The sequence below is a fragment of the Bradyrhizobium australiense genome, assembly GCF_013114825.1.
GTDB classification, from domain to species: Bacteria; Pseudomonadota; Alphaproteobacteria; order Rhizobiales; family Xanthobacteraceae; genus Bradyrhizobium; species Bradyrhizobium australiense.
Genome location: NZ_JAAVLX010000002.1, coordinates 333,559 through 354,040, shown reverse-complemented (window position 1 = coordinate 354,040; position 20,482 = coordinate 333,559). Strand labels below are relative to the sequence as shown.

General features: G+C 62.8%; 17 protein-coding genes and 1 riboswitch. Of the genes, 8 read left to right on the top strand and 9 right to left on the bottom strand.

Annotated features, from left to right (window positions below):
- Positions 1-280: 280 nt before the first annotated feature.
- A complete protein-coding gene (locus HCN58_RS05320) occupies positions 281-460 on the bottom strand; it encodes a hypothetical protein (protein WP_171578300.1) in 180 nt (59 codons plus the stop codon).
- A 686-nt stretch (positions 461-1,146) separates the two neighbouring features.
- Positions 1,147-1,389, bottom strand: a complete 243-nt coding sequence (locus tag HCN58_RS05315) for a hypothetical protein (protein ID WP_171578298.1) — start codon at positions 1,387-1,389, stop codon at positions 1,147-1,149.
- 457 nt (positions 1,390-1,846) lie between these two features.
- Between HCN58_RS05315 and HCN58_RS36715 the strand changes: the two genes are divergently transcribed.
- Complete coding sequence (locus HCN58_RS36715) at positions 1,847-1,969, top strand: hypothetical protein (protein ID WP_283814532.1); 123 nt, start codon at positions 1,847-1,849, stop codon at positions 1,967-1,969.
- 7 nt (positions 1,970-1,976) lie between these two features.
- Here the strand turns inward: HCN58_RS36715 and HCN58_RS37360 are convergent, their stop codons facing one another.
- Positions 1,977-2,222: a DUF6894 family protein gene (locus tag HCN58_RS37360; RefSeq protein WP_376701148.1), complete on the bottom strand. Its 246-nt coding sequence runs from the start codon at positions 2,220-2,222 to the stop codon at positions 1,977-1,979.
- Positions 2,223-2,468: 246 nt separating this feature from the next.
- Between HCN58_RS37360 and recA the strand changes: the two genes are divergently transcribed.
- Both recA and HCN58_RS05305 read left to right on the top strand, forming a co-directional pair.
- Complete coding sequence (gene recA, locus HCN58_RS05310) at positions 2,469-3,560, top strand: recombinase RecA (protein WP_171578296.1); 1,092 nt, start codon at positions 2,469-2,471, stop codon at positions 3,558-3,560.
- Between the two features lie 161 nt (positions 3,561-3,721).
- Positions 3,722-3,946: a hypothetical protein gene (locus tag HCN58_RS05305; RefSeq protein WP_311966774.1), complete on the top strand. Its 225-nt coding sequence runs from the start codon at positions 3,722-3,724 to the stop codon at positions 3,944-3,946.
- Between the two features lie 144 nt (positions 3,947-4,090).
- On the opposite strand, the gene gcvP is transcribed toward HCN58_RS05305, so the two are convergent.
- The 3 genes from gcvP to gcvT form a co-directional block, all read right to left on the bottom strand.
- Positions 4,091-6,964 (bottom strand): aminomethyl-transferring glycine dehydrogenase, encoded by a 2,874-nt coding sequence (gene gcvP / locus HCN58_RS05300; protein ID WP_171578294.1) that lies wholly within the window; start codon positions 6,962-6,964, stop codon positions 4,091-4,093.
- Positions 6,965-7,131: 167 nt separating this feature from the next.
- Positions 7,132-7,497 (bottom strand): glycine cleavage system protein GcvH, encoded by a 366-nt coding sequence (gcvH, locus tag HCN58_RS05295; RefSeq protein WP_171578293.1) that lies wholly within the window; start codon positions 7,495-7,497, stop codon positions 7,132-7,134.
- Positions 7,498-7,522: 25 nt separating this feature from the next.
- The gene (gene gcvT / locus HCN58_RS05290; RefSeq protein WP_171578292.1) at positions 7,523-8,668 is read right to left on the bottom strand and encodes a glycine cleavage system aminomethyltransferase GcvT; all 1,146 of its coding nucleotides are present in this window, start codon (positions 8,666-8,668) and stop codon (positions 7,523-7,525) included.
- A 138-nt stretch (positions 8,669-8,806) separates the two neighbouring features.
- Positions 8,807-8,897, bottom strand: a riboswitch (glycine riboswitch).
- Positions 8,898-9,109: 212 nt separating this feature from the next.
- Between gcvT and alaS the strand changes: the two genes are divergently transcribed.
- The 3 genes from alaS to HCN58_RS05275 all read left to right on the top strand — a co-directional run bounded on the left by alaS (position 9,110) and on the right by HCN58_RS05275 (position 13,653).
- Positions 9,110-11,791, top strand: coding sequence for an alanine--tRNA ligase (gene alaS, locus HCN58_RS05285; RefSeq protein WP_171578291.1), 2,682 nt, complete (start codon positions 9,110-9,112; stop codon positions 11,789-11,791).
- 324 nt (positions 11,792-12,115) lie between these two features.
- A complete protein-coding gene (locus tag HCN58_RS05280; RefSeq protein WP_235983391.1) occupies positions 12,116-12,790 on the top strand; it encodes a DUF2270 domain-containing protein in 675 nt (224 codons plus the stop codon).
- Between the two features lie 632 nt (positions 12,791-13,422).
- Positions 13,423-13,653 (top strand): hypothetical protein, encoded by a 231-nt coding sequence (locus HCN58_RS05275; protein WP_171578290.1) that lies wholly within the window; start codon positions 13,423-13,425, stop codon positions 13,651-13,653.
- Between the two features lie 768 nt (positions 13,654-14,421).
- On the opposite strand, the gene HCN58_RS05270 is transcribed toward HCN58_RS05275, so the two are convergent.
- From HCN58_RS05270 to HCN58_RS05260, 3 genes are all read right to left on the bottom strand, one after another.
- Entirely contained in the window at positions 14,422-14,928 is a 507-nt protein-coding gene (locus HCN58_RS05270) for a DUF3455 domain-containing protein (protein ID WP_171578289.1), read from the bottom strand.
- Positions 14,929-14,977: 49 nt separating this feature from the next.
- Positions 14,978-16,192 (bottom strand): NADP-dependent isocitrate dehydrogenase, encoded by a 1,215-nt coding sequence (locus HCN58_RS05265; protein ID WP_171578287.1) that lies wholly within the window; start codon positions 16,190-16,192, stop codon positions 14,978-14,980.
- 128 nt (positions 16,193-16,320) lie between these two features.
- Positions 16,321-18,048, bottom strand: a complete 1,728-nt coding sequence (locus HCN58_RS05260; protein WP_235983389.1) for an alpha/beta hydrolase family protein — start codon at positions 18,046-18,048, stop codon at positions 16,321-16,323.
- A gap of 309 nt (positions 18,049-18,357) precedes the next feature.
- Here HCN58_RS05260 and HCN58_RS05255 point away from each other — a divergent pair, with 309 nt between their 5' ends.
- Together HCN58_RS05255 and HCN58_RS05250 are read left to right on the top strand one after the other, a co-directional pair.
- Positions 18,358-19,563, top strand: a complete 1,206-nt coding sequence (locus HCN58_RS05255) for a TrmJ/YjtD family RNA methyltransferase (RefSeq protein WP_171578286.1) — start codon at positions 18,358-18,360, stop codon at positions 19,561-19,563.
- A 253-nt stretch (positions 19,564-19,816) separates the two neighbouring features.
- Positions 19,817-20,449, top strand: coding sequence for a DUF1326 domain-containing protein (locus tag HCN58_RS05250; protein ID WP_171578285.1), 633 nt, complete (start codon positions 19,817-19,819; stop codon positions 20,447-20,449).
- Positions 20,450-20,482: the final 33 nt, after the last annotated feature.

The following is a 20,482-nucleotide window of genomic DNA, read 5'->3' as shown; positions in this document are numbered from 1 at the left end:
TGCGGGACCCTTGAGGGCTCTGGCGTGCGGCTGAGGTTCAACAACCGTGTGAGGAGATAAGCGCCATGCTGTTGAAGCAGCAGCAGGATGGGTTCGTAGGCAGCGACGCTCACAGGGGCGGTCATGTGTATCTGCATGCCGCTAGGCATAGCGTGCAGTGCCTTGACGGAGGGTTCAGATGGAACTGCAAGCACGGATAAAATTGTAAGCGACGTCACCCGCGTCTCGATTTGCCCTCGATAACGATGAGGCCGCCCGTTCGGCGGCCTCATCGCGAGAGCTAGCTTTCCGGCTGCTCTACATCAGGCGCCCGGGGGCTGGCGTCGGGCGCCTCTTCACTCCTGGCCGAAAGGTCGGCGGCCTTGTCGAGAAAGCCCGCCGCGACGTCCGGATCCGTTGTGGCCATTGCGAATTTGAGAAAGGTCGCCGCTTGTTCCGTGAGATATTTCTTGCCCGGCACAGTTCTGGTTCCCCGTCACTACCCTTTGTCGCACCCGATGCGATTACGCACTGCGGCGAAATCCGTTCCGAAGAAAAGTACAAAAGTGTACTTAAGGCGGTGCGCTTGCGCCGATCGTGCGGTCGGCCTTGTTCGAGCGGGGGCGGCGAAGGTGCCAGCCCCACCGGCAGGGCGGTGCCGTCAATCCTCGCCCAAAGCTTCCCGGTTTCGTATGGATGAAATGAAGCCGGGTGCAGGCGAGGCAGACCACGGACACATGCGAATTGGGCTCGTCCTCCGGCGAGCTCGCCGGAAGCCAATGCTGTACCTTCGTGCCCAGCCGTGGGCATGTGAACAGGAGATGTCGACCGGTCACAGGCCGGAATACGCAAAGCCTGCGTGCCGGGTCAGCTCCGGACGCTTGCATAGTTCTGGGGTTGTCCGCGCAGCAAAGGCGAGGAGCGGGGCCATTCCCGTCGGGGCGCACCGTGGAGATGGAGATCGGAGATTCCCGAAGTTCCGGTATGGGAACACCGTGGTGTTACGGACTCCAAAAGTGCATATGGATAATTATGCTGGCTGTCGCCGGGGCTGCTTTTCATTCCGAACCAATTTGTACCGGCTGGGGGCCGCCGAGAGGCGGCCCTTTCAATTTGCGCGGGCGAGGCTTTTCGGCAGGCCGGCAAACAGAAGCGGCCTCTTGGGCGCTAACGGTAGCCCTTGCACTTTGTCTCTTCTTTATACTCGCCGTTGCGCTCCCATTTGCGTTTGATCTTGCAGGGGCCTCGGTAAAACTCCTGCTTGTACTCGCGTGCTTCGTTGTAGCTGCGACCATAGTAGCCGCCGCGATCATAGCCCCAGCGGCCCTTACCGCTTTCATCTTTCCACGGGTCGGCCAATGCCGGATTGCCGAGCATCGTTACACCGACGACCACTAAGGCCCATTTCATTGCCGTTCCTCTCCGGGGTACGGGCAATGTTAACCAGGCGGGGATAAATTGGTTCGAATATAAAAGGGGACCACCCTCCAAAATCAAAAGTGACCGCTAACTTTGGCTGGGGACGGAAAGGGACCAGCACCCATCTCGCAGTGCTGGCTAAGTAGGACACTCGGTACTGGCAGAAATAGGCCACTCGCAGATTCAAAGTGAGCCACTGTGAAAACGACAACGCCACCGAGCTGAATATTGCTCAGTGGCGGTGTTGCGTAGCTGGGCATTGCAATCCCCCAGCAAGGGTATGTCTGCGCACGTCGTGCAAAGGTTCAAAGGCCACTCGCAGAGTCCTTTGATTGGAATAAAAGCAGAGTGCGCCCCTTGGTGTAGTCGGGTGCGTTCCGCCGACTGAGCGCTCCGACCTAGAACGGCCTCAGATGTCCCCGAGCTGGGGCCGTTTCTCAAAGTGACGATGGATGGCGACCGCTTGCAGGCGATTGCAAATGTCGATGCCAAAGGTGCTCGCAAGTTGCTCAAGGCCATTCTAGCAAATCTCGATTTGCCAGGGGATGACGAAGAAGAGGCCGCCAACTGAGGCGGCCTTAATGCCTGTGCCGTTTAACCTCGAACGTGCACAAGACCATTAGGACTGGCCCTTTCTCGTTCCGAACCTCGATTGCCATCCGGTGACCCACACCTTGGCGGCGCGTGCGGACCGCATCGCGCATCATGTCCGCCAGTGAGTGGGCGGCCTCCACCTGCACGGCCTCAATTGTGGTGAGCTCCAAGCCTTCGTCATCAGGGGTGACGTCGTCCCCCTCGCGGATATCGAAATAGTAGCGGGGCACTGGCAGTGGCCTTCGTTAACAAGTGCCCAACGAGGCATCGCCGAAATCGTTGCCGTCAGATTAGGCCACTGCAAAAATCAAACTAAGCCACGGAGGTCGGAAACAGGCCAGTACCCGGACGCTCGAAAAGAACATATTGCGAACATAGAACAAAGGTGGTACATAGCTTCCTAGACGAAATCGAATCCCAAAGCCGCTCACCGCCGTTTTCCCGCTCGCGAATCCCCGCCATAAGGAGCACGTATTATGTCCGCTACTGCCCTGCGTATCGTTGAAGGATCCTCCATGGATAAGACCAAGGCCCTGTCCGCCGCGCTCTCCCAGATCGAGCGCCAGTTCGGCAAGGGCTCGGTGATGAAGCTGGGCAAGAACGATCGCTCGATGGATGTCGAGACGGTGTCCTCCGGCTCGCTCGGGCTCGACATCGCGCTTGGCGTCGGCGGGCTGCCGAAGGGGCGGGTGGTGGAAATCTACGGGCCGGAATCCTCCGGCAAGACCACGCTGGCTCTGCACACAGTGGCGGAAGGGCAGAAGAAGGGCGGTATCTGCGCCTTCATCGACGCCGAACACGCGCTCGATCCGGTCTATGCGCGAAAACTCGGCGTCAACATCGACGAGCTCCTGATCTCGCAGCCCGATACCGGCGAGCAGGCGCTGGAAATCTGCGACACGCTGGTGCGCTCCGGCGCGATCGACGTGCTGGTGGTCGATTCGGTGGCGGCCTTGGTGCCGAAGGCCGAACTCGAGGGCGAGATGGGCGATGCGCTGCCAGGCCTGCAGGCGCGGCTGATGAGCCAGGCGCTGCGCAAGCTCACCGCCTCGATCAACAAGTCCAACACCATGGTGATCTTCATCAACCAGATCCGCATGAAGATCGGCGTGATGTACGGCTCGCCGGAAACGACGACCGGCGGCAATGCGCTGAAATTTTACGCCTCCGTTCGTCTCGATATCCGCCGCATCGGCGCGATCAAGGAGCGCGACGAAGTGGTCGGCAACACCACCCGCGTCAAGGTGGTGAAGAACAAGCTGGCGCCGCCCTTCAAGCAGGTCGAGTTCGATATCATGTATGGCGAGGGCGTCTCCAAGATGGGCGAAATCCTCGACCTCGGCGTCAAGGCCGGCATTGTCGAAAAATCCGGCGCCTGGTTCTCCTATGACAGCCAGCGGCTCGGCCAGGGGCGCGAGAACGCAAAGGCCTTCCTCAAGGCCAACCCGGACATGACCGCCAAGATCGAGATGGCGATCCGCCAGAACTCCGGCCTGATCGCCGAGCAGATCTTAGCCGGGCCCGCCGAGCGCGACGCTGACGGCGAGGAGCCGGCGGACGACGAATAAGTTTTAGAAGTGCTTCAGGGGTTAAGGCCTGAAGTGACGGACGGGCGCTGCGGACGTTGAGTTGCCGACGTTCTCAGCGCCCGTTTTGTTTGCTGGTGTGGGTGGGTGGGTGCGATGAAGCCTCTGATCATGATCGGCTGGCCGATCCCGGAATTCACCAAGTGGCAGGCCTCGCCGAGGAACTGCGCACGCTCGACCGCAAGAATTTGCCGGACCGGCATACGGCTTACCTGCGAAGCGAGCTGTCGATCACCGAGTTCGGCAGGGCTGTTCTTGCCCGCAAGGAGGACTTCAGCCGTCACAACCCGATCGACCGTTGGTGGGGCGGCGCCAGGCTCACCAACGATAATTTGTGGCGCTCGGATCCGGCGCTTGTCGCGCCGTAGCGGCGCGACTGTGATCGTAGAATGGGTAGAGCCCCCGGGTCCGGCATTTGGCCGGACCGATGATAAACCCCGCGAAACCCATCGCGCCTATCACCGCAGATGCGGCGCGATGGGTATCGCTTCCGCTCCACCCATCCTACGAAGCTACTCCGCCGCCTGGGCGTAATCCGCCACCGGCGGGCACGAGCACACCAGGTTGCGGTCGCCATAGACGTTGTCGACGCGGCCGACCGGGCTCCAATATTTGTCGGTGCGCGAGACGCCATCGGGGAAACAACCCGTGGCGCGGCTATAGGCACGGTTCCACCCGTCATCAACAATGTCGTGCACGGTGTGCGGGGCGTGGCGGAGCGGCGAGGCTTCGACCTTCCAGCGGCCGATCTCGATCTCCGTGATCTCGCTCCTGATCGCGATCATGGCGTCGCAGAAGCGGTCCAGCTCCGCCTTGGATTCCGATTCGGTCGGCTCGATCATCAGCGTGCCCGGCACCGGAAAACTCATGGTCGGGGCGTGGAAGCCGTAATCGATCAGGCGCTTTGCGATATCATCGACGGTGACGCCGCTCGTCGTCTTCAGCGGACGCGGATCGACGATGCACTCATGCGCGACACGTCCCTTGGCGTTCCTGTAGAGCACCGGGAAATGCGGATCGAGGCGGCCTGCGATGTAGTTGGCGTTGAGGATCGCGATCTCAGTGGCGCGCCTCAGGCCTTCGCCACCCATCATCAGGATGTAGACGTAGGAGATGGTCAGGATCGAAGCCGAGCTGAACGGCGCCGCCGATACCGGCCCGACGGAAGCCGGCACCGCGCCGTCAGTTGAGGGATGGCCGGGCAAATAGGCGGCGAGATGCGCCTTGACGCCGATCGGTCCCATGCCCGGGCCGCCGCCGCCATGCGGGATGCAGAAGGTCTTATGCAGATTGAGATGCGAGACGTCGGCGCCGTAATCGCCGGGCCGCGACAGCCCCACCTGCGCATTCATGTTGGCGCCGTCGAGATAGACCTGGCCGCCATGGCTGTGCACGATGTCGCAGATCTCCGTGATGTGCTCTTCGAATACGCCGTGCGTCGAGGGATAGGTGATCATCACGGCGGCGAGATTTTTCGAATGCTTCTCGGCCTTGGCGCGGAGATCGTCGACGTCGACATCACCTCTGCTGTCGCAGGCGGTCACCACCACCTCCATGCCAGCCATGTGGGCGGAGGCCGGATTGGTACCGTGCGCGGAGGAGGGGATCAGACACACCTTGCGATGCGGCTCGCCGCGGGCCGTGTGATAAGCGCGGATCGCGAGCAGTCCGGCATATTCGCCCTGCGCGCCGGAATTCGGCTGCAGCGAGATCGCGTCGTAGCCAGTGATTTCGCACAGCCACTGTTCGAGCCGCTTGAACAGCGCGTGATAGCCGGCCGCCTGTTCTGATGGAGCGAACGGATGCAGGCTGCCGAACTCGGGCCAGGTCAGCGGGATCATCTCCGTGGTCGCGTTCAGCTTCATGGTGCAGGAGCCGAGCGGGATCATGGCGCGATCGAGCGCGAGGTCGCGATCGCTGAGCTTGCGCATGTAGCGCAACAGCTCGGTCTCGGAGCGGTGCGTATGAAACACGGGATGGACGAGGAAGGCGCTGTCGCGCTTCAGTTCGGCGGGCAACGTTTCGCGCGCGCCAAGTTCGACATCCGCATAGGACAGCTTGCCGCCGAACGCGCGCCACACCGCCTCAATCGTTGCGGGCGTGGTGGTCTCGTCCACCGCGATGCCGAGTGCGCCGTCTCCGATGCGTAGATTGATCTTCTCAGCGAGCGCCCGCGCAACGATCTCGCTCTGCTTGGGGCCGGCTGCGACCGTGATCGTATCGAAAAACGCCGGCGACGTCGGCGCAAAGCCGAGTCTTGTCAGTCCCGCCGCCAGTACCGCTGCGCGGCGGTGGATGATGCGCGCGATGTGTGTCAGCCCCTCTGGGCCGTGGTAGACCGCGTACATCGAGGCGATCACCGCCAGCAGCACCTGCGCGGTGCAGATATTGGAAGTGGCCTTTTCGCGGCGGATGTGCTGCTCGCGGGTCTGCAGCGCCAGACGGTAGGCAGGCGCTCCCCGCGAATCCACCGACAGCCCGACGATGCGGCCGGGCAGCGAGCGCTTGTGCGCATCGCGCACCGACATATAGGCCGCGTGCGGGCCGCCATAGCCCATCGGCACGCCAAAACGCTGCGCCGAGCCGATGGCGATGTCCGCGCCGAGTTCGCCGGGCGAGGCAATCAGCGTCAGCGCCAGCAGATCGGCGGCGGTGACGGCGAGCGCGCCCTTCGCGCGCAGCGCCGAGATCGCCGGCCGCAGGTCGCGCACCGCGCCGGATGTACCCGGATATTGCAGCAGGCCACCGAACACATCGGTGCCTTCGAGATCGGCGAGAGGATCGCCGACGATCAGATTCCAGCCCAACGGCTCGGCGCGGGTGCGCAGCACCGCGAGCGTTTGCGGATGCACTTCCGCATCGACGAAAAACGATTTTGTCTTCACCTGCGAGGCGCGCTCGGCCAGCGCCATCGCCTCCGCCGCGGCGGTGCCTTCATCGAGGAGGGAAGCATTGGCAACGTCGAGACCGGTGAGGTCGCAAATCATGGTCTGGAAATTGAACAGCGCCTCGAGCCGGCCCTGGCTGATCTCCGGCTGATACGGCGTATAGGCGGTGTACCAGGCCGGATTCTCCAAAATGTTGCGCTGGATCACCGTGGGCAAAATGGTGCCGGAATAGCCTTGGCCGATCAGCGAGGTGAACACCTGGTTTTGCGACGCCAGCTCCCGCATATGCGCCAGCGCCTCGGTTTCGGTCAGCGGGGGGCCGAGATCGAGCGGCGTCTTCTGCCGGATCGAGGAGGGTAGCGTCTGGCTCATCAGCTCGGTGAGGCTTTTCGCGCCGACGCTCTCCAGCATCGCGGCGATGTCGCTGGGCGAGGGGCCGATGTGCCGCCGCACGAAATCGGTGGCGGCTGCGGCGGTGGTCTTGAGCGGCGCATTCATGGGTATGTCCTCGTTATTCGTCGTCATGCCCCGCACTGGTCGTCATACTCCGCGAAAGCGGGTATCCAGTACGCCGTAGCGATTGAATCGAGAATTCCCGGCATACTGGATCGTCCGCCTTCGCGGACGATGACAGCGAGTATGAGATTGCCGGTCGCTTCATCATCTCAAGCCGTATGGGCCTCGTACGCGGCCTCATCCATCAGGCCGCCGAGCTCGCTCTTGTCCGCAATCTTCAGCTTGAAGAACCAGGCCTTGCCGCCGGCGTCGGAATTCACCAGCGCGGGTTCGGCGGCGAGCGCTTCGTTGACTTCGATCACCTCGCCGGAGATCGGCGCGTAGACGTCGGAGGCGGCCTTGACCGATTCCACCACCGCAGCGGCCTCGGCCTTCTTCAGCGTGCGGCCGACTTTGGGCAGTTCGACGAACACGACGTCGCCGAGCTGCGACTGCGCGTAGTCGGTGACGCCGATGGTAGCGACATCGCCGTCGATGCGGAGCCATTCGTGGTCTGATGTGAACAACGTCGTCATGAAACTTCCTTTAGCGTTTGCAAGTTCAGCGTTTGTAAGTGTTGGGAACGAAAGGCATGGCTGCAACCTGCAGCGGCAGGCGCTGGCCGCGCACTTCGGCAAACACCTGCGTGCCATTCTCCGCGAGCGCGGTCGGCAGGTAACCCATTGCCAGCGGCGTATTGAGGCTCGGGCCGAAGCCGCCTGACGTGACCTTTCCGATCGCCTCGCTCGAAGCGGAATCTACGAACAGAGGCGCACCTTCGCGCACCGGCGCACGGCCCTGCGCGCGCAAGCCGACGCGGCGGCGCGAGGCGCCTTTTTCAAACTGAGAGAGGATTTTTTCAGCGCCGGGGAATCCACCCGCGCGGGCGCCGCCGGCACGACGGCTTTTCTGCACCGACCATTCGAGCGCCCCCTCGACCGGCGTCGTCGTGGTGTCGATGTCGTGACCATAGAGACAGAGGCCGGCCTCCAGCCGCAGGCTGTCGCGCGCGCCCAATCCGATCGGCAGCACATCGGCGTTATCGAGCAGCGCCGTCACCAGCGCCTCGGCATGTTCGGCCGGAACCGAAATCTCAAACCCGTCCTCGCCGGTATAGCCAGAGCGAGAGACGAAGCAGTCGAAGCCGGCGACCTGGCGGGGGCCGCTATCCATGAACCGCATCGCCGACACGCCTGCACAAAGTTTCGCCAGCGCCGATTCCGCTTTCGGCCCCTGCAGCGCGATCAGCGCGCGCTGGCTAAGCGAATCGATGACGCAGGTCTCGGAGAGATGCGCGCGCAGATGCGCCTCGTCCTCGGTCTTGCAGGCGGCATTGACGACCAGAAACAGGTGATCGCCGAAATTCGCCACCATCAGATCGTCGAGAATGCCGCCGTCGTCCTTGGTGAACTGCGCGTAGCGCTGCCGTCCCGGCGGCACCGCCACGATGTCCTGCGGCACCAGCCGCTCCAGTGCCAGCGCCGCATCCTCGAACTTGCCGGATTTCGCCTGCAGCGCGAGCTGACCCATATGTGAGACGTCGAACAGGCCGGCGGCGCTTCGCGTATGCAGATGCTCCTTGAGGACGCCGGCCGGGTATTGCACCGGCATCTCGTAGCCCGCAAACGGAACCATCTTGCCGCCGCGCGCCACATGAAGCGCGTGCAATGGGGTGCGTTTTAGGGGAGATTCGTCGCGTACCAGCATCGTTAAGGCCCTCAGCGGGTTCCGGGGACCAGCCCCCGAAGAACCCAAAGAAAGCCCCATCTGTCGCTGTGCCTGAGAGTATTATCCCGTCGGCGGACGCCCCTTGGCCAATGCCTTCGGCGTCTCTTTCCAGATGCTATCTGTCACGCGGTCCGTTTGCCTGAGAGTTTCCGGGGCGGTTGCTCCTTCGGCGCCGGCGCTTAAGCCGATCTCTCCCGACGTGACGTCTTACAGATAAGAGGGAAACACAGGCCTGCCAAGCCTGTCAACGCGACCGCAGCATTATCAACGGGATGTGCGCGCCCATCTTGTGTGCTGCGGCAAGCCTATGATCCGCCTGCACAGTTTCTGGACACCGCAGGCCGCCTTGTCTAAAAGCGTTCCGCCGGAAGGTTAAGGGCCAGTTGCAGCCCGACCCGGCCCATTTCCGATTGGATGAACATGAGCGGCGTCAACGAGATCAGGTCGAAATTTCTGGATTTCTTTGCGGAGAACGGTCACGAGATCGTGCCGTCGTCGCCGCTCGTGCCGCGCAACGACCCGACCTTGATGTTTACCAATGCCGGCATGGTGCAGTTCAAGAACGTCTTTACCGGCGTCGAGAAGCGGCCCTACCAGCGCGCCACCACCTCGCAGAAATGCGTTCGCGCCGGCGGCAAGCACAACGACCTCGATAATGTCGGCTACACCGCGCGGCATCACACGTTTTTCGAGATGCTCGGCAATTTCTCGTTCGGCGATTACTTCAAGGATCGCGCGATCGAGCTCGCCTGGAACCTCGTCACCAAGGAATTCGGCCTGCCGAAGGACAAGCTGACCGCGACCGTCTATATCGACGACGACGAGGCGTTCAATCTCTGGAAGAAGATTGCGGGTCTCCCGGAGTCGCGCATCATCCGCATCGCCGGCTCCGACAATTTCTGGCAGATGGGCGACACCGGCCCGTGCGGCCCGTGCTCGGAAATCTTCTACGACCACGGCGACAAGATCTGGGGCGGCCCTCCCGGCTCGGCGGAGCAGGACGGCGACCGCTTCATCGAGATCTGGAATCTCGTGTTCATGCAGTTCGAGCAGCTCGAAGGCGGCGTGCGCAATCCGCTGCCAAAACCCTCGATCGATACCGGCGCGGGTCTCGAGCGCGTCGCGGCCGTGCTGCAGGGCGTGCATGACAATTACGACATCGATCTGTTCGTCGCGCTGATCCGGGCAATCTCGGATTTGACCGGCGCCGACCCGCAAGGGCCGCAGAAGGCCTCGCTGCGCGTGATCGCCGACCACCTGCGCGCGTCGTCGTTCCTGATCTCCGACGGCGTGCTGCCGTCGAACGAAGGCCGCGGCTATGTGCTGCGCCGGATCATGCGACGCGCGATGCGCCACGCGCAGCTGCTCGGCGCGCGCGAGCCCTTGATGCATCGCCTGGTCTGGGCGCTGGTGCGCGAAATGGGCCAAGCCTATCCGGAGCTGGTGCGCGCCGAAAAGCTGATCGAGGAAACGCTGCGCCTGGAAGAGACACGCTTCCGCAAGACGCTGGAGCGCGGGCTTTCGATCCTCGACGAAAAGAGCGCGGGCCTGAAGCAAGGCGACATGTTCGACGGCGACACCGCGTTCACGCTGTACGACACCTATGGCTTCCCGCTCGATCTGACGCAGGACGCGCTGAAATCGCGCGGCATCAGCGTTGACCAGGCGGCGTTTTCAGACGCGATGGAGCGCCAGCGCGAGAAGGCGCGCGCATCCTGGTCCGGCTCGGGCGATAGCGCCAGCGAGACCGTCTGGTTCCCGCTGCGTGAGAAGCTCGGCGCGACCGAGTTCCTCGGCTACGACACCGAGAGCGCCGAAGGCGTGGTGACGGCGCTGGTCAAGAACGGCAAGGATGCCGACAGCCTCAAAGCCGGCGAGAGCGGCGCGATCGTGCTGAACCAGACGCCATTTTATGCGGAGTCCGGCGGTCAGGTCGGCGATACCGGCCTGTTGACGGGAGAGGGCATCAAGTTCCGCGTCACCGATACCCAGAAGAAGGCCGGCGATCTCTTCGTGCACATCGGCACGGTGGAGCAGGGTACGCTGAAGGTCGGCGCTGCCTTGCAGCTCGAGGTCGATCACGCACGCCGGTCATCGATCCGCGCCCATCACTCGGCGACGCATCTGTTGCACGAAGCGCTGCGCCAGGTGCTCGGCGACCACATCGCCCAGCGCGGCTCGCTCGTTGCGCCCGACCGTCTGCGCTTCGACTTCGTGCATCCAAAGCCGATCACGGCGGAAGAGCTCGCCCGCGTCGAAGACATTGCGAACGAGGTGGTGCTCGAAAACGACGAGGTCACGACGCGGCTGATGGCGGTCGACGATGCCCGCGAAGCCGGCGCGCGTGCGCTGTTCGGGGAGAAATACGGCGACGAAGTCCGCGTGGTCTCGATGGGCAAGCAGGCCCGCGCCCACGGTCAGAACGCGCTCGGCTGGTCGGTCGAATTGTGCGGCGGCACCCATGTGCGCCGCACCGGCGACATCGGCCTGATTTCGGTGACCGGCGAAAGCGCGGTGGCCTCAGGCGTCCGCCGCATCGAGGCGCTGACCGGGCGTCATGCGCGCAAGCACGCCAATGACACGATGGCGATTGCACGGACCGCGGCACTGGAACTGCGCACGTCGGTCGACGATATGCCCTCGCGGATCGCGGCGCTGATGGAAGAGCGCAAGAAGCTGGAGCGCGATCTGTCGGATGCGCGCAAGAAACTCGCGATGGGCGGCGGCGCGAGCGTTTCCGGTTCGCATCGCACCGAGGATGATTTCCGTGAAGTCCAAGGCGTCAAGCTGATGGCGAGAAGCGTTTCGGGCATCGAGATGAAGGATCTGAAAAGCCTCGCCGACGCTGGTAAGAAGCAGCTTGGGTCAGGCGTGGTCGCGATCATCAATGTCGGTGACGATGGCAAGGCCGGCGTGGTGGTCGGAGTCACGCCCGATCTCACCTCGCGCTTCAGCGCTGTCGATCTCGTCAAGGTCGCGTCCGAAGCGCTCGGCGGCAAGGGCGGCGGCGGCCGGCCCGATATGGCGCAGGCCGGCGGGCCCGACGGCGCCAGGGCCAACGCGGCGCTGTCGGCGATCGAACAGGCCATGGCCGGGGCGTAGGCGCGGACAAATGCCGCATGCCCGCGGATGAGCAGCTCGCGCGATTGAATGAACAGCTTGCAAAATTGGAGCGCGATGCAGAAACGCCGCGGTCCGTCGGGTTGCGCGACGTCGTCATCATTGTAGCCACGACCGGGCGACCCAGTGCGGACGCCAGGTCGCGATACTGCGGTGCACCGTTCTATTGCGCGACCGGTTGCTGGCAATTCGGCCCCAGGGCGAGCATAGTTGCGGGGTCACAATTCCGGATAGGTTCATCGGCGTTGATGATATGGACTCTCGGTCAACGCTGTGATCCGCGGTTCGGACAACCGGAGTCCCGCCATGTCTCTTACGGTTTCCAGCGAAACACACCGCCAACGCAGCTTCAATTCTGCTGAAATGGGCGCCATCGCGCATCTCTACCGGGGCGAAGTCTACCGTTCGACGATCTGGAGAACGCGGCTCGACAACACGACCAACTGGGCGATCGTCACAATGGGCATCGCCCTGTCAACGACCTTTTCGAGCCCGGAGGCCTCACCGCTACCACTCCTGCTCGTAGGCCTGCTCATTGCCGTGTTTCTCGGCATGGAGGCGCGGCGCTATCGCTACTTTAATGTGTGGCGCGCCCGAGCCCGGTGGATGGAGACGAACTTCTACGCGCCAATGTTCACCGGTGAGGCCCGCGACGATAGCTGGCAGGCGGTGCTCGGGCGCGACTACACCGCGCCCCGTCATCACATTTCGTTTGCCCGCGCGGCTGGACGGCGGCTGCGTCGCAACTACGTCTGGATTCTCGCCGTCCAGGTGATTGCCTATTACGGCAAGATAGCGATCCATCCGACGCCTGCGTCAAGCTTGGCGGAATTTGTCGAGCGCGCCGCAGTCGGACCGATTCCCGGCTGGGTCGTTCTGATGGTTGGCTTTGCCTACAATTTCGGCTGGCTGGCGTTCGCGCTCGGCACGATGTGGCTCGACCAACGCGAGCACGGGGGCGACAAGGTAGCGATGGGTTAGCGGCAGCGCGAAGCGATATTGATTGTGGACCTGGACAGACGTCACAACGTGCGGAGTGGCGCTCAGGCCGTACCGGGCCCGGTAGCCGCTACAATCGCCGTCTGCCCGTGCATGGATGGCGACGCCGCGACAAAGAAAGCGGTAAAGCATGCGGCAATTGTTGTAACGCGCGCTCAAGTCTGGCGGCGGCATTAAGGCGGCTTAAACGAGCGCATCGCAAACCGGTTGTGCTCGTAGACTGCTTTCGTGATGGCCAGCGATGTCACCACCGCACCCAGCCTTTCGCGTCGGATACGGGATTCTGGCGGCCTTCGCGGAACCCCGGCCCTTAGCCGGCCGCTGTCGCAGCCATGCCAAATGCGATGAAAATGTCCTCGTGCACGGCACTGTGTGCAGACGCATCGTTGGCTAAGAGTCGACAGCCCCTCGCGTCACCACGAACACAGCGCATCGGTGGGCGGTAAGCTCGAAATAAACAGCCTCTGAATTGCCCGTTCCGGCCGCGTTCATATCAACCCGTTAAGGTCTCCACCCAGGAACTAAAAGCTAGTGAGCCCAGAGACGTAGTTCCCAGCTGCGCAAGCTACTCCAGCCGCTCAGGGCTCTACGCAGGGACAAAATGGAGGAGCCATATGGAGAAGTTTCTTATCTCGGCTGCAGCCATAGCAATCATGACCGGCGCTGCCTACGCTCAGGCGGAGTTTTATGTTGTGCAAGATACCTCCACGAAGAAATGCTCCATCGTGGACAAGAAGCCGACCACCGCCACCACTGTCGTTGTTGGCGACGGCAAGGTGTTCAAGTCGCGCACGGCAGCTGAAACCGGGATGAAGACCATGAAGGTCTGCGCGAACGGAAGGTGATGGCGGCGAGAAGCGTAACGCCCGCTCCGTCCGCTCGCATCGAAAAGTGAGAGGTCGTCGAAGCGGCCTCTCTATTCACCGGCATATATCAACAGGAGGTTCACACGATGTCGAAAGCAATGCGCAACTATGCGTTCGTCGCCGCAGCGGCAACCGCTCTTTTCGTATTTCCGATCTCGGCCTTCTCCCAATCCATTGAGGTTGGACCGGGAGGCGTCCGAGTGTACGACGGTCGAGGAGGGCAATGCGAGCAATTGCGGCGTGCTTGTGAAAACAAGGACGCGCTAGGGGAGCGGGGTGAAGGAAATTGCCGCAGATACCGGGAGACCTGCCAAAGACCGGTTCGCAGGGATGTGTGCGCCGAATTGAGACAAGCCTGCCTCTACAAGAACGAGTTGGGCGAACGAGGCGAAGGAAACTGCCGCAGGTATCGCGAGACTTGCAGAGGCCGCTTGTAAAGGTCGCCAATTTTTGGTGTGCAGAGTGGACCGGCATCGCTCGGACCGCCCCGCAACCCTGTCACCCCGAAGGCCGCCTCGGTTGGCGGCCTCGTTCATATGAGGACGAGCCTGCGACGTTGCCCAGTTGGCACATCGCGTTATCTCACCGCGCTGCGGAATTTGGTCGAGCACTAGCGGACCTCGATTGAGGTTGCAATTAAGCTCGATTTGTCAGTGCGCACCCTAGTTCGTTCGAAGGTCGCTATATCGGGGCAAGAGCGCGAAGCGCGTCTTCGCGCCACGTGTCCCGGCCATGATGGAGATGCGTTCAGCCTTTGCGCAGGAACACGTAGTCCGCGGAGTAGGGCACGTTGCAATAGGTCCCTGCCTTGTCGCAATCGCCTTCGAGCTTGCCGCCGGCCGTGTTGATCCGCTGCACGGTGGTGACGCCCGAGAGGATGCCGGTGCCGCGGCCCGACGTCACCTCCAGCTTGAGCCAGGGGATGTCGTTCGCCGTAGCGCCGGGCGCATTGCCGACCGCCTTGCCGACGACGGCGCTGCTGTCGATGTGTTCCCAGTTCGGGCCGGTGTAGTGGCGGCCCACGGTCTTGCCGTCGAGCAACAAGGTCGCGATCGGTTCACGGAACGCCCAGGCCAGTTTGCCGTCGCTGCCGGCCTTGCATTCGTAGACCTGCGCGCCTTCGGCGTGGAGCGTGAGCACCGTCTTTTCTCCCGGCGCCGCGATTGCGTCGGGAAGCGGCGTCTTGGCATGCACGCTCAAAAGCGTCGCCGATGACAAAAGCAGAGCGAGAGCGGTGTTTCGGACAATCGGCATCGCAAATCCACGGTGTTGGCCCCGAAGGACCAACACCATCGTCAGCCAATTATGCCGCCATCGCCTTCTCAAGATTGGCGGCGACCTTGTCGATGAAGCCGGTGGTCGACAGCCAGCGCTGGTCGGCGCCGACCAGGAGCGCGAGGTCCTTGGTCATGTAGCCGTCTTCGACCGTCTGCACACAGACCTTTTCCAGCGTGTCGGCGAATTTTGCGAGCTGCGGGTTGTTGTCGAGCTTGGCGCGATGCGACAGGCCGCGGGTCCAGGCGAAGATCGAGGCGATCGAGTTGGTCGAGGTCTCCTTGCCCTTCTGGTGCTCGCGATAGTGCCGGGTCACCGTGCCGTGGGCGGCTTCGGCTTCGACGGTCTTGCCGTCGGGCGTCAGCAGCACCGAGGTCATCAGGCCGAGCGAGCCGTAGCCTTGCGCCACCGTGTCGGATTGCACGTCGCCGTCGTAGTTCTTGCAGGCCCAGACATAGCCGCCGGACCATTTCAGGGCGGACGCGACCATGTCGTCGATCAGGCGGTGTTCATAAGTGAGCCGCTTGGCCTCGAACTCCTTCTTGAATTCGCGGTCGTAAATGTCCTGGAAGATGTCCTTGAAGCGGCCATCATAGACTTTCAGGATGGTGTTCTTGGTCGAGAGATAGACCGGGTAGCCGCGGAGCAGGCCGTAGTTCAGCGAGGCGCGGGCGAAGTCGATGATGGAATCGTCGAGATTGTACATTTCCATCGCGACGCCGGCGCCGGGAGCCTTGAACACTTCTTTTTCGATGACGGTACCGTCCTCGCCGACGAATTTCATCGACAGCGTGCCCTTGCCCGGGAACTTGAAGTCGGTGGCGCGGTACTGGTCGCCATAGGCGTGGCGTCCGATGATGATCGGCTTGGTCCAGCCGGGAACGAGGCGCGGCACGTTCTTGCAGATGATCGGCTCGCGGAAGATCACGCCGCCGAGGATGTTGCGGATGGTGCCGTTCGGCGACTTCCACATTTCCTTGAGTCCGAATTCCTTCACCCGGGCCTCGTCGGGGGTGATGGTGGCGCATTTGACGCCGACGCCGACCTTCTTGATGGCGTTGGCGGCGTCGATCGTGACCTGATCGTTGGTCTGGTCGCGGTGCTCCATTCCGAGGTCAAAATACAGAAGCTCGACATCGAGGAACGGGGTGATCAGCTTGTCCTTGATGTACTGCCAGATGATCCGGGTCATCTCGTCGCCATCGAGTTCGACGACGGGGTTGGTCACCTTGATTTTTGCCATGACGGAAGGGGCCTTTTCTCGGAAAACCGCGCATTTCGGGCGGGGTGGGATGATTATAGGCGGCCTATAGCACTGCAAACCGGCGGGCGAAAGCCAAGCCGCTATGCAGTTTCAGCCGATCTTTTGGATCAAACCGCCGCCTGCGTGGCCGTGCCCGCCACCACGTACCAGGTCACGAACAGTCCGCAGATCAGGGCGCCCGGCAGGCTTGAGCCGGTCCGTCGCCAGGTGAAGGTCGCGATTACGGCGCAGATCGCCAAGAGCGGCACGAACTGGATGGCGACGATGGTCGAGAGCGGCACGAAGCCGGGATCGGGCAGCGGGTTGAACAGCTTTCCGGTGAGCCAGAGCACGGCGTATTGCCCGCCCACGAGCACGATGAAGCCGAGCGTCAGGGCGAGGATATTGGTCAAATAGAGCGCGGCCCGGCCGGCGGCCATGGTCGAGAAATTGCGGTGCAGGACATGCAGCGCGATCACGAAAAACGCCGTGAACGGGACCACATAGATCAGGAAGATCAAAAACTGCTTCGCGCTCATCAATTTCACCGCGACCGTCCAGAAGCGGAAGTCGATCTTGAAGGCGAGGTCGGCGAGCCAGAGCGCTGCATAGCCGATTGCTACCGAGGCGATGGCGATCACGACCGACTGGAGGACGACGCCCGGCCGGCTGGCGCGTTTGGGCGCGAAGCGCATCAGCGCCAGCGCGATCAGGCCGTTGGTGGCGGCCCAGACCAGGATCTGGTTGGTGATGCCCTGCGGCAGCAAGGCGGACGGTTTTACGAAGGTCGCGCCCAGCGCGAACGCCGGATAATAGGTCAGTGCGGGGATGAAGGCCGACAGGATGAAGGCCGCGGTCCAGCGGCGGCCGCTCGCCGCGGTATGCTCCGGCATGGTGCCATCGGCTATTTCTGGCAGCCGCAGGCGGGAATACATCGGGGCTTCCAGGAGCGCGTCGAAGGCGCCGATCAAGAGCGCCACGAAGCCGATCAACGCGACCAGCGTGCCGATCTCCTTGCGGAACCAGATCTGGTCGTCGACCGGGCGCGGTGTGCCGCCCTGTAGCGTTTTGGCGAACCAGTCGAGGCTGTAGCCGATGGCCTCATGGGAAATGTGTTCGGCCGGATGGGTGATGGCGGGGGTATGGAGCACGCGCGCCGTTCCTTGTGTGACGTCGCCATAGACTTTGCCCGGTTCCACAGGGCCTTGGGTGCCAAACATCGCCCATAGCTTCGGGCTCTGGGTGACGTCGCGGGCCTTATCGATGCCCCACATCAGGGTGGAGAACTCCTCATATTTGGCGAACACCAGCGCGACATTGCGCGGCCAGCTTGGCGTGCCTTCGGCGGCGAACGGCTTGCCGGTCGACGACCCCTCCAGCACCATCGACTTGTAGTCGTTGGGCGCAGCGGTGGCCGCTGCCAGCACCGTCCAGCCGCCCATCGAGTGGCCCTCAAGGCCGATATTGGTCTTGTCGACGAATTCGAGGCTGCGCAGGTAAGCGAGCCCGTCGGGGCCGCCGAACCCGTTGGCAAAGGCGGGCGGGTCGCTATAACCATGACCGGTCTGGTCCAGCGCCAGGACCACATAGCCGCGGCGGGCGAATTCGATCGCAAAGCCGTCCTGGGTTTCGCGCGAATTGATGTAGCCGTGGACCGCGAGAATGCCGGGGGCTGGGATCTGTGGCGTGGCGCTGGGCGGGGTGTAGAGCAGGGCGCTCATGGTGTTGCCCTTGGCGCCCTTGAACCTGACATCCTCGATCCGGATGCCGCCCGCCGTCTGGGTGAAGTGGGCGAGCAGACCGCCCGCCAGGATCAGGATCACGCCCAGAATCGCCAACGACCACCTGCCGCGCATCGGACGTCTCTCCTGGATTCCCTCGCCGTTGAACTCGGCTTTGGGGCTGGTTTGCAGCTTCGCTTTGTTTGTGATTGTTAGCCTATCCGAAAGTCTAATGCGCGCAAGCGACGTTCCAGACGAGGCCCAATTGAGGCTTTGAGCGAACTAGCGAAAACGCTACTAACCCGATTCCCAGGCTCGGGAATTCCGGCCGCCTTTCTAAAACGGGCAAACATGAGAGTGTGAATCGTGCGCGCATCGCGCGCGGATTCAAATGTTCAGAAGTTGAATCAACTTCGGAAGTCGAATCAGAAAGTGAAGTGGAGAATGTCCGGCACCGATAAAACCAAGACTGGTTTGGACTTAGCCGGACCAATTGTGATCCTCGTCGAGCCGCAGCTCGGCGAGAACATCGGCATGGCCGCGCGCGCGATGGGCAATTTCGCGCTGTCGCGTCTGCGGATCGTCAATCCGCGCGACGGCTGGCCGAACATCGCGGCGCAGCGCTCGGCGGCCGGCGCGGACCAGATTCTGGAACAGGCCGAACTGTTCGACACCGTCGAGCAGGCGGTAGCCGATCTGACGCTGTTGTTCGCCACTACCGCCCGCGCCCATGACCAGGCCAAGCCGGTGGTCGCGCCGGAACAAGCGGCAGCCGAGCTTGTGGCCCATGTCGGAGGCGGCGGCGGGGCCGGCATCCTGTTCGGCCGCGAGCGTTACGGACTCCAGAACGAGGAGGTGGCGCTCGCCAACCGGATCATCACCTTTCCGGTCAACCCCGGCTTCGCCTCCCTCAATCTGGCGCAGGCGGTACTCTTGATCGGCTACGAGTGGTTCAAGCTGTCGACCGGGGGCGCCTTGCCGTTCGCGATGCCGGAGCGGTCCGAGCCGGCTTCGCAACATCAGATGCAGGCCTTCTTCGACAATCTGGTCCGGGAACTCGACAAGGTCGAATTCCTCCGCCCGCGGGAAAAGCGGGAGACGATGCTGGTAAACCTGCGCAACATCTTCACCCGGATGGACCCGACCAAGCAGGACATGCACACCCTGCACGGGGTGGTGATGGCGATCGCGGAAGGCCGCAAGGGCCCGGCCAAGGGCGGCGTGCTCGACGGCGAACAGGCCACCAGGCTCCGCGCGTTATTGGCCGAGCACGGACAGGGGCCGGCGGTTCCCGGCGACAGCTCGACCGTGCGCGGGCTGGCCCGGCTGCTCCGGCGCAACCCGACCGACGCCGAGCGCATCCTGTGGCAGGCGCTGACCCGCGACCGCCGCTTCGCCGGCCAGTTCAAGCGCCAGACCCCGGTCGGGCGTCACATCCCTGATTTCGTTTCCTTCGTGCATCGGCTCGCGATCGAACTGGTCAACCCGAACGAGTCGGACACAATCGTCGCCGACCGCGCTGGGCGGAAGGCGTGGCTGGAGGCGCGGGATTACCGCGTGATCGAGATGCGGGTTGCCGATGTCGAGGGCGATCTGGCGGCGGAACTCGATCGGCTGGAAAAAATGGTCGGGTGGGCAAAGGCGCGTTAGCGCCGTGCCCACCATCTATGCCGTCCCGCTACAATGTTATGGTGGGCACGCTTCGCCCACTCTACGATCGCTGTCCCTTGAGGGACAAACGGAGTAAGCTCATCTCGCTAGGACAGCACGTCGCAAGACGCCAATCGTGGCGATTGCTTTTGACCGCGATCTGGTCCCGCTCGCATTGATCGAGCATTCGACGCCCAAGGAGCAATTGAAGCGGCTGCAGTCCGATCGACAACGCAAATCGGAGGTGTGTGCGATGGCTACATCTGACTGGCGTCTCGAAGGCGAATGGATCAAGAACTGCAATTGCGCGTTTGGCTGTCCGTGCGATTTCAACGCGCGGCCGACCCAGGGCTATTGCAAGGGCCTGGTCGGCATGAGGATCACTAAAGGGCACTTCGAGAAAACAAATCTCGATGGCCTCGTCTTCGCGGCCACCGTCCATTTCCCTGGCGCGCTGCATGAGGGCAACGGCCAGCTGCAGCCGATCATCGACGAGCGGGCGACGCCTGAACAACGCGACGCGCTTTTCAAGATCATGTCGGGCCAGAACTCCGCCGAAGGCACGCTGTTCCAGATTCTGAGCCTGATCGTAACCAAGATGCATGAGCCGTTGTTTGTGCCCATCGAGTTTTCATTCGACAAGGATGGACGCGTGGCGCGCGTCGTGGCGAAGGGCGTGCTCGAGACCGAGGTCGAGCCGATCAAGAATCCGGTGACCGGAGAGCCTCATCGCATTCAGGTCGTGATGCCCGAGGGCTTCGAACACCGGGCTGCCGAGGTCGCCTCGGCCAACATCCGCTCGACCGGCGCGATCGAGTTCGACACCACGGGATCGCACAGCTCGCTGGCGAACGTCGTCCAGACGCCGGAGGGCGTCGCGGCCTGATGCGGGATTGGAGACGGCATTTCGACGTGCCGT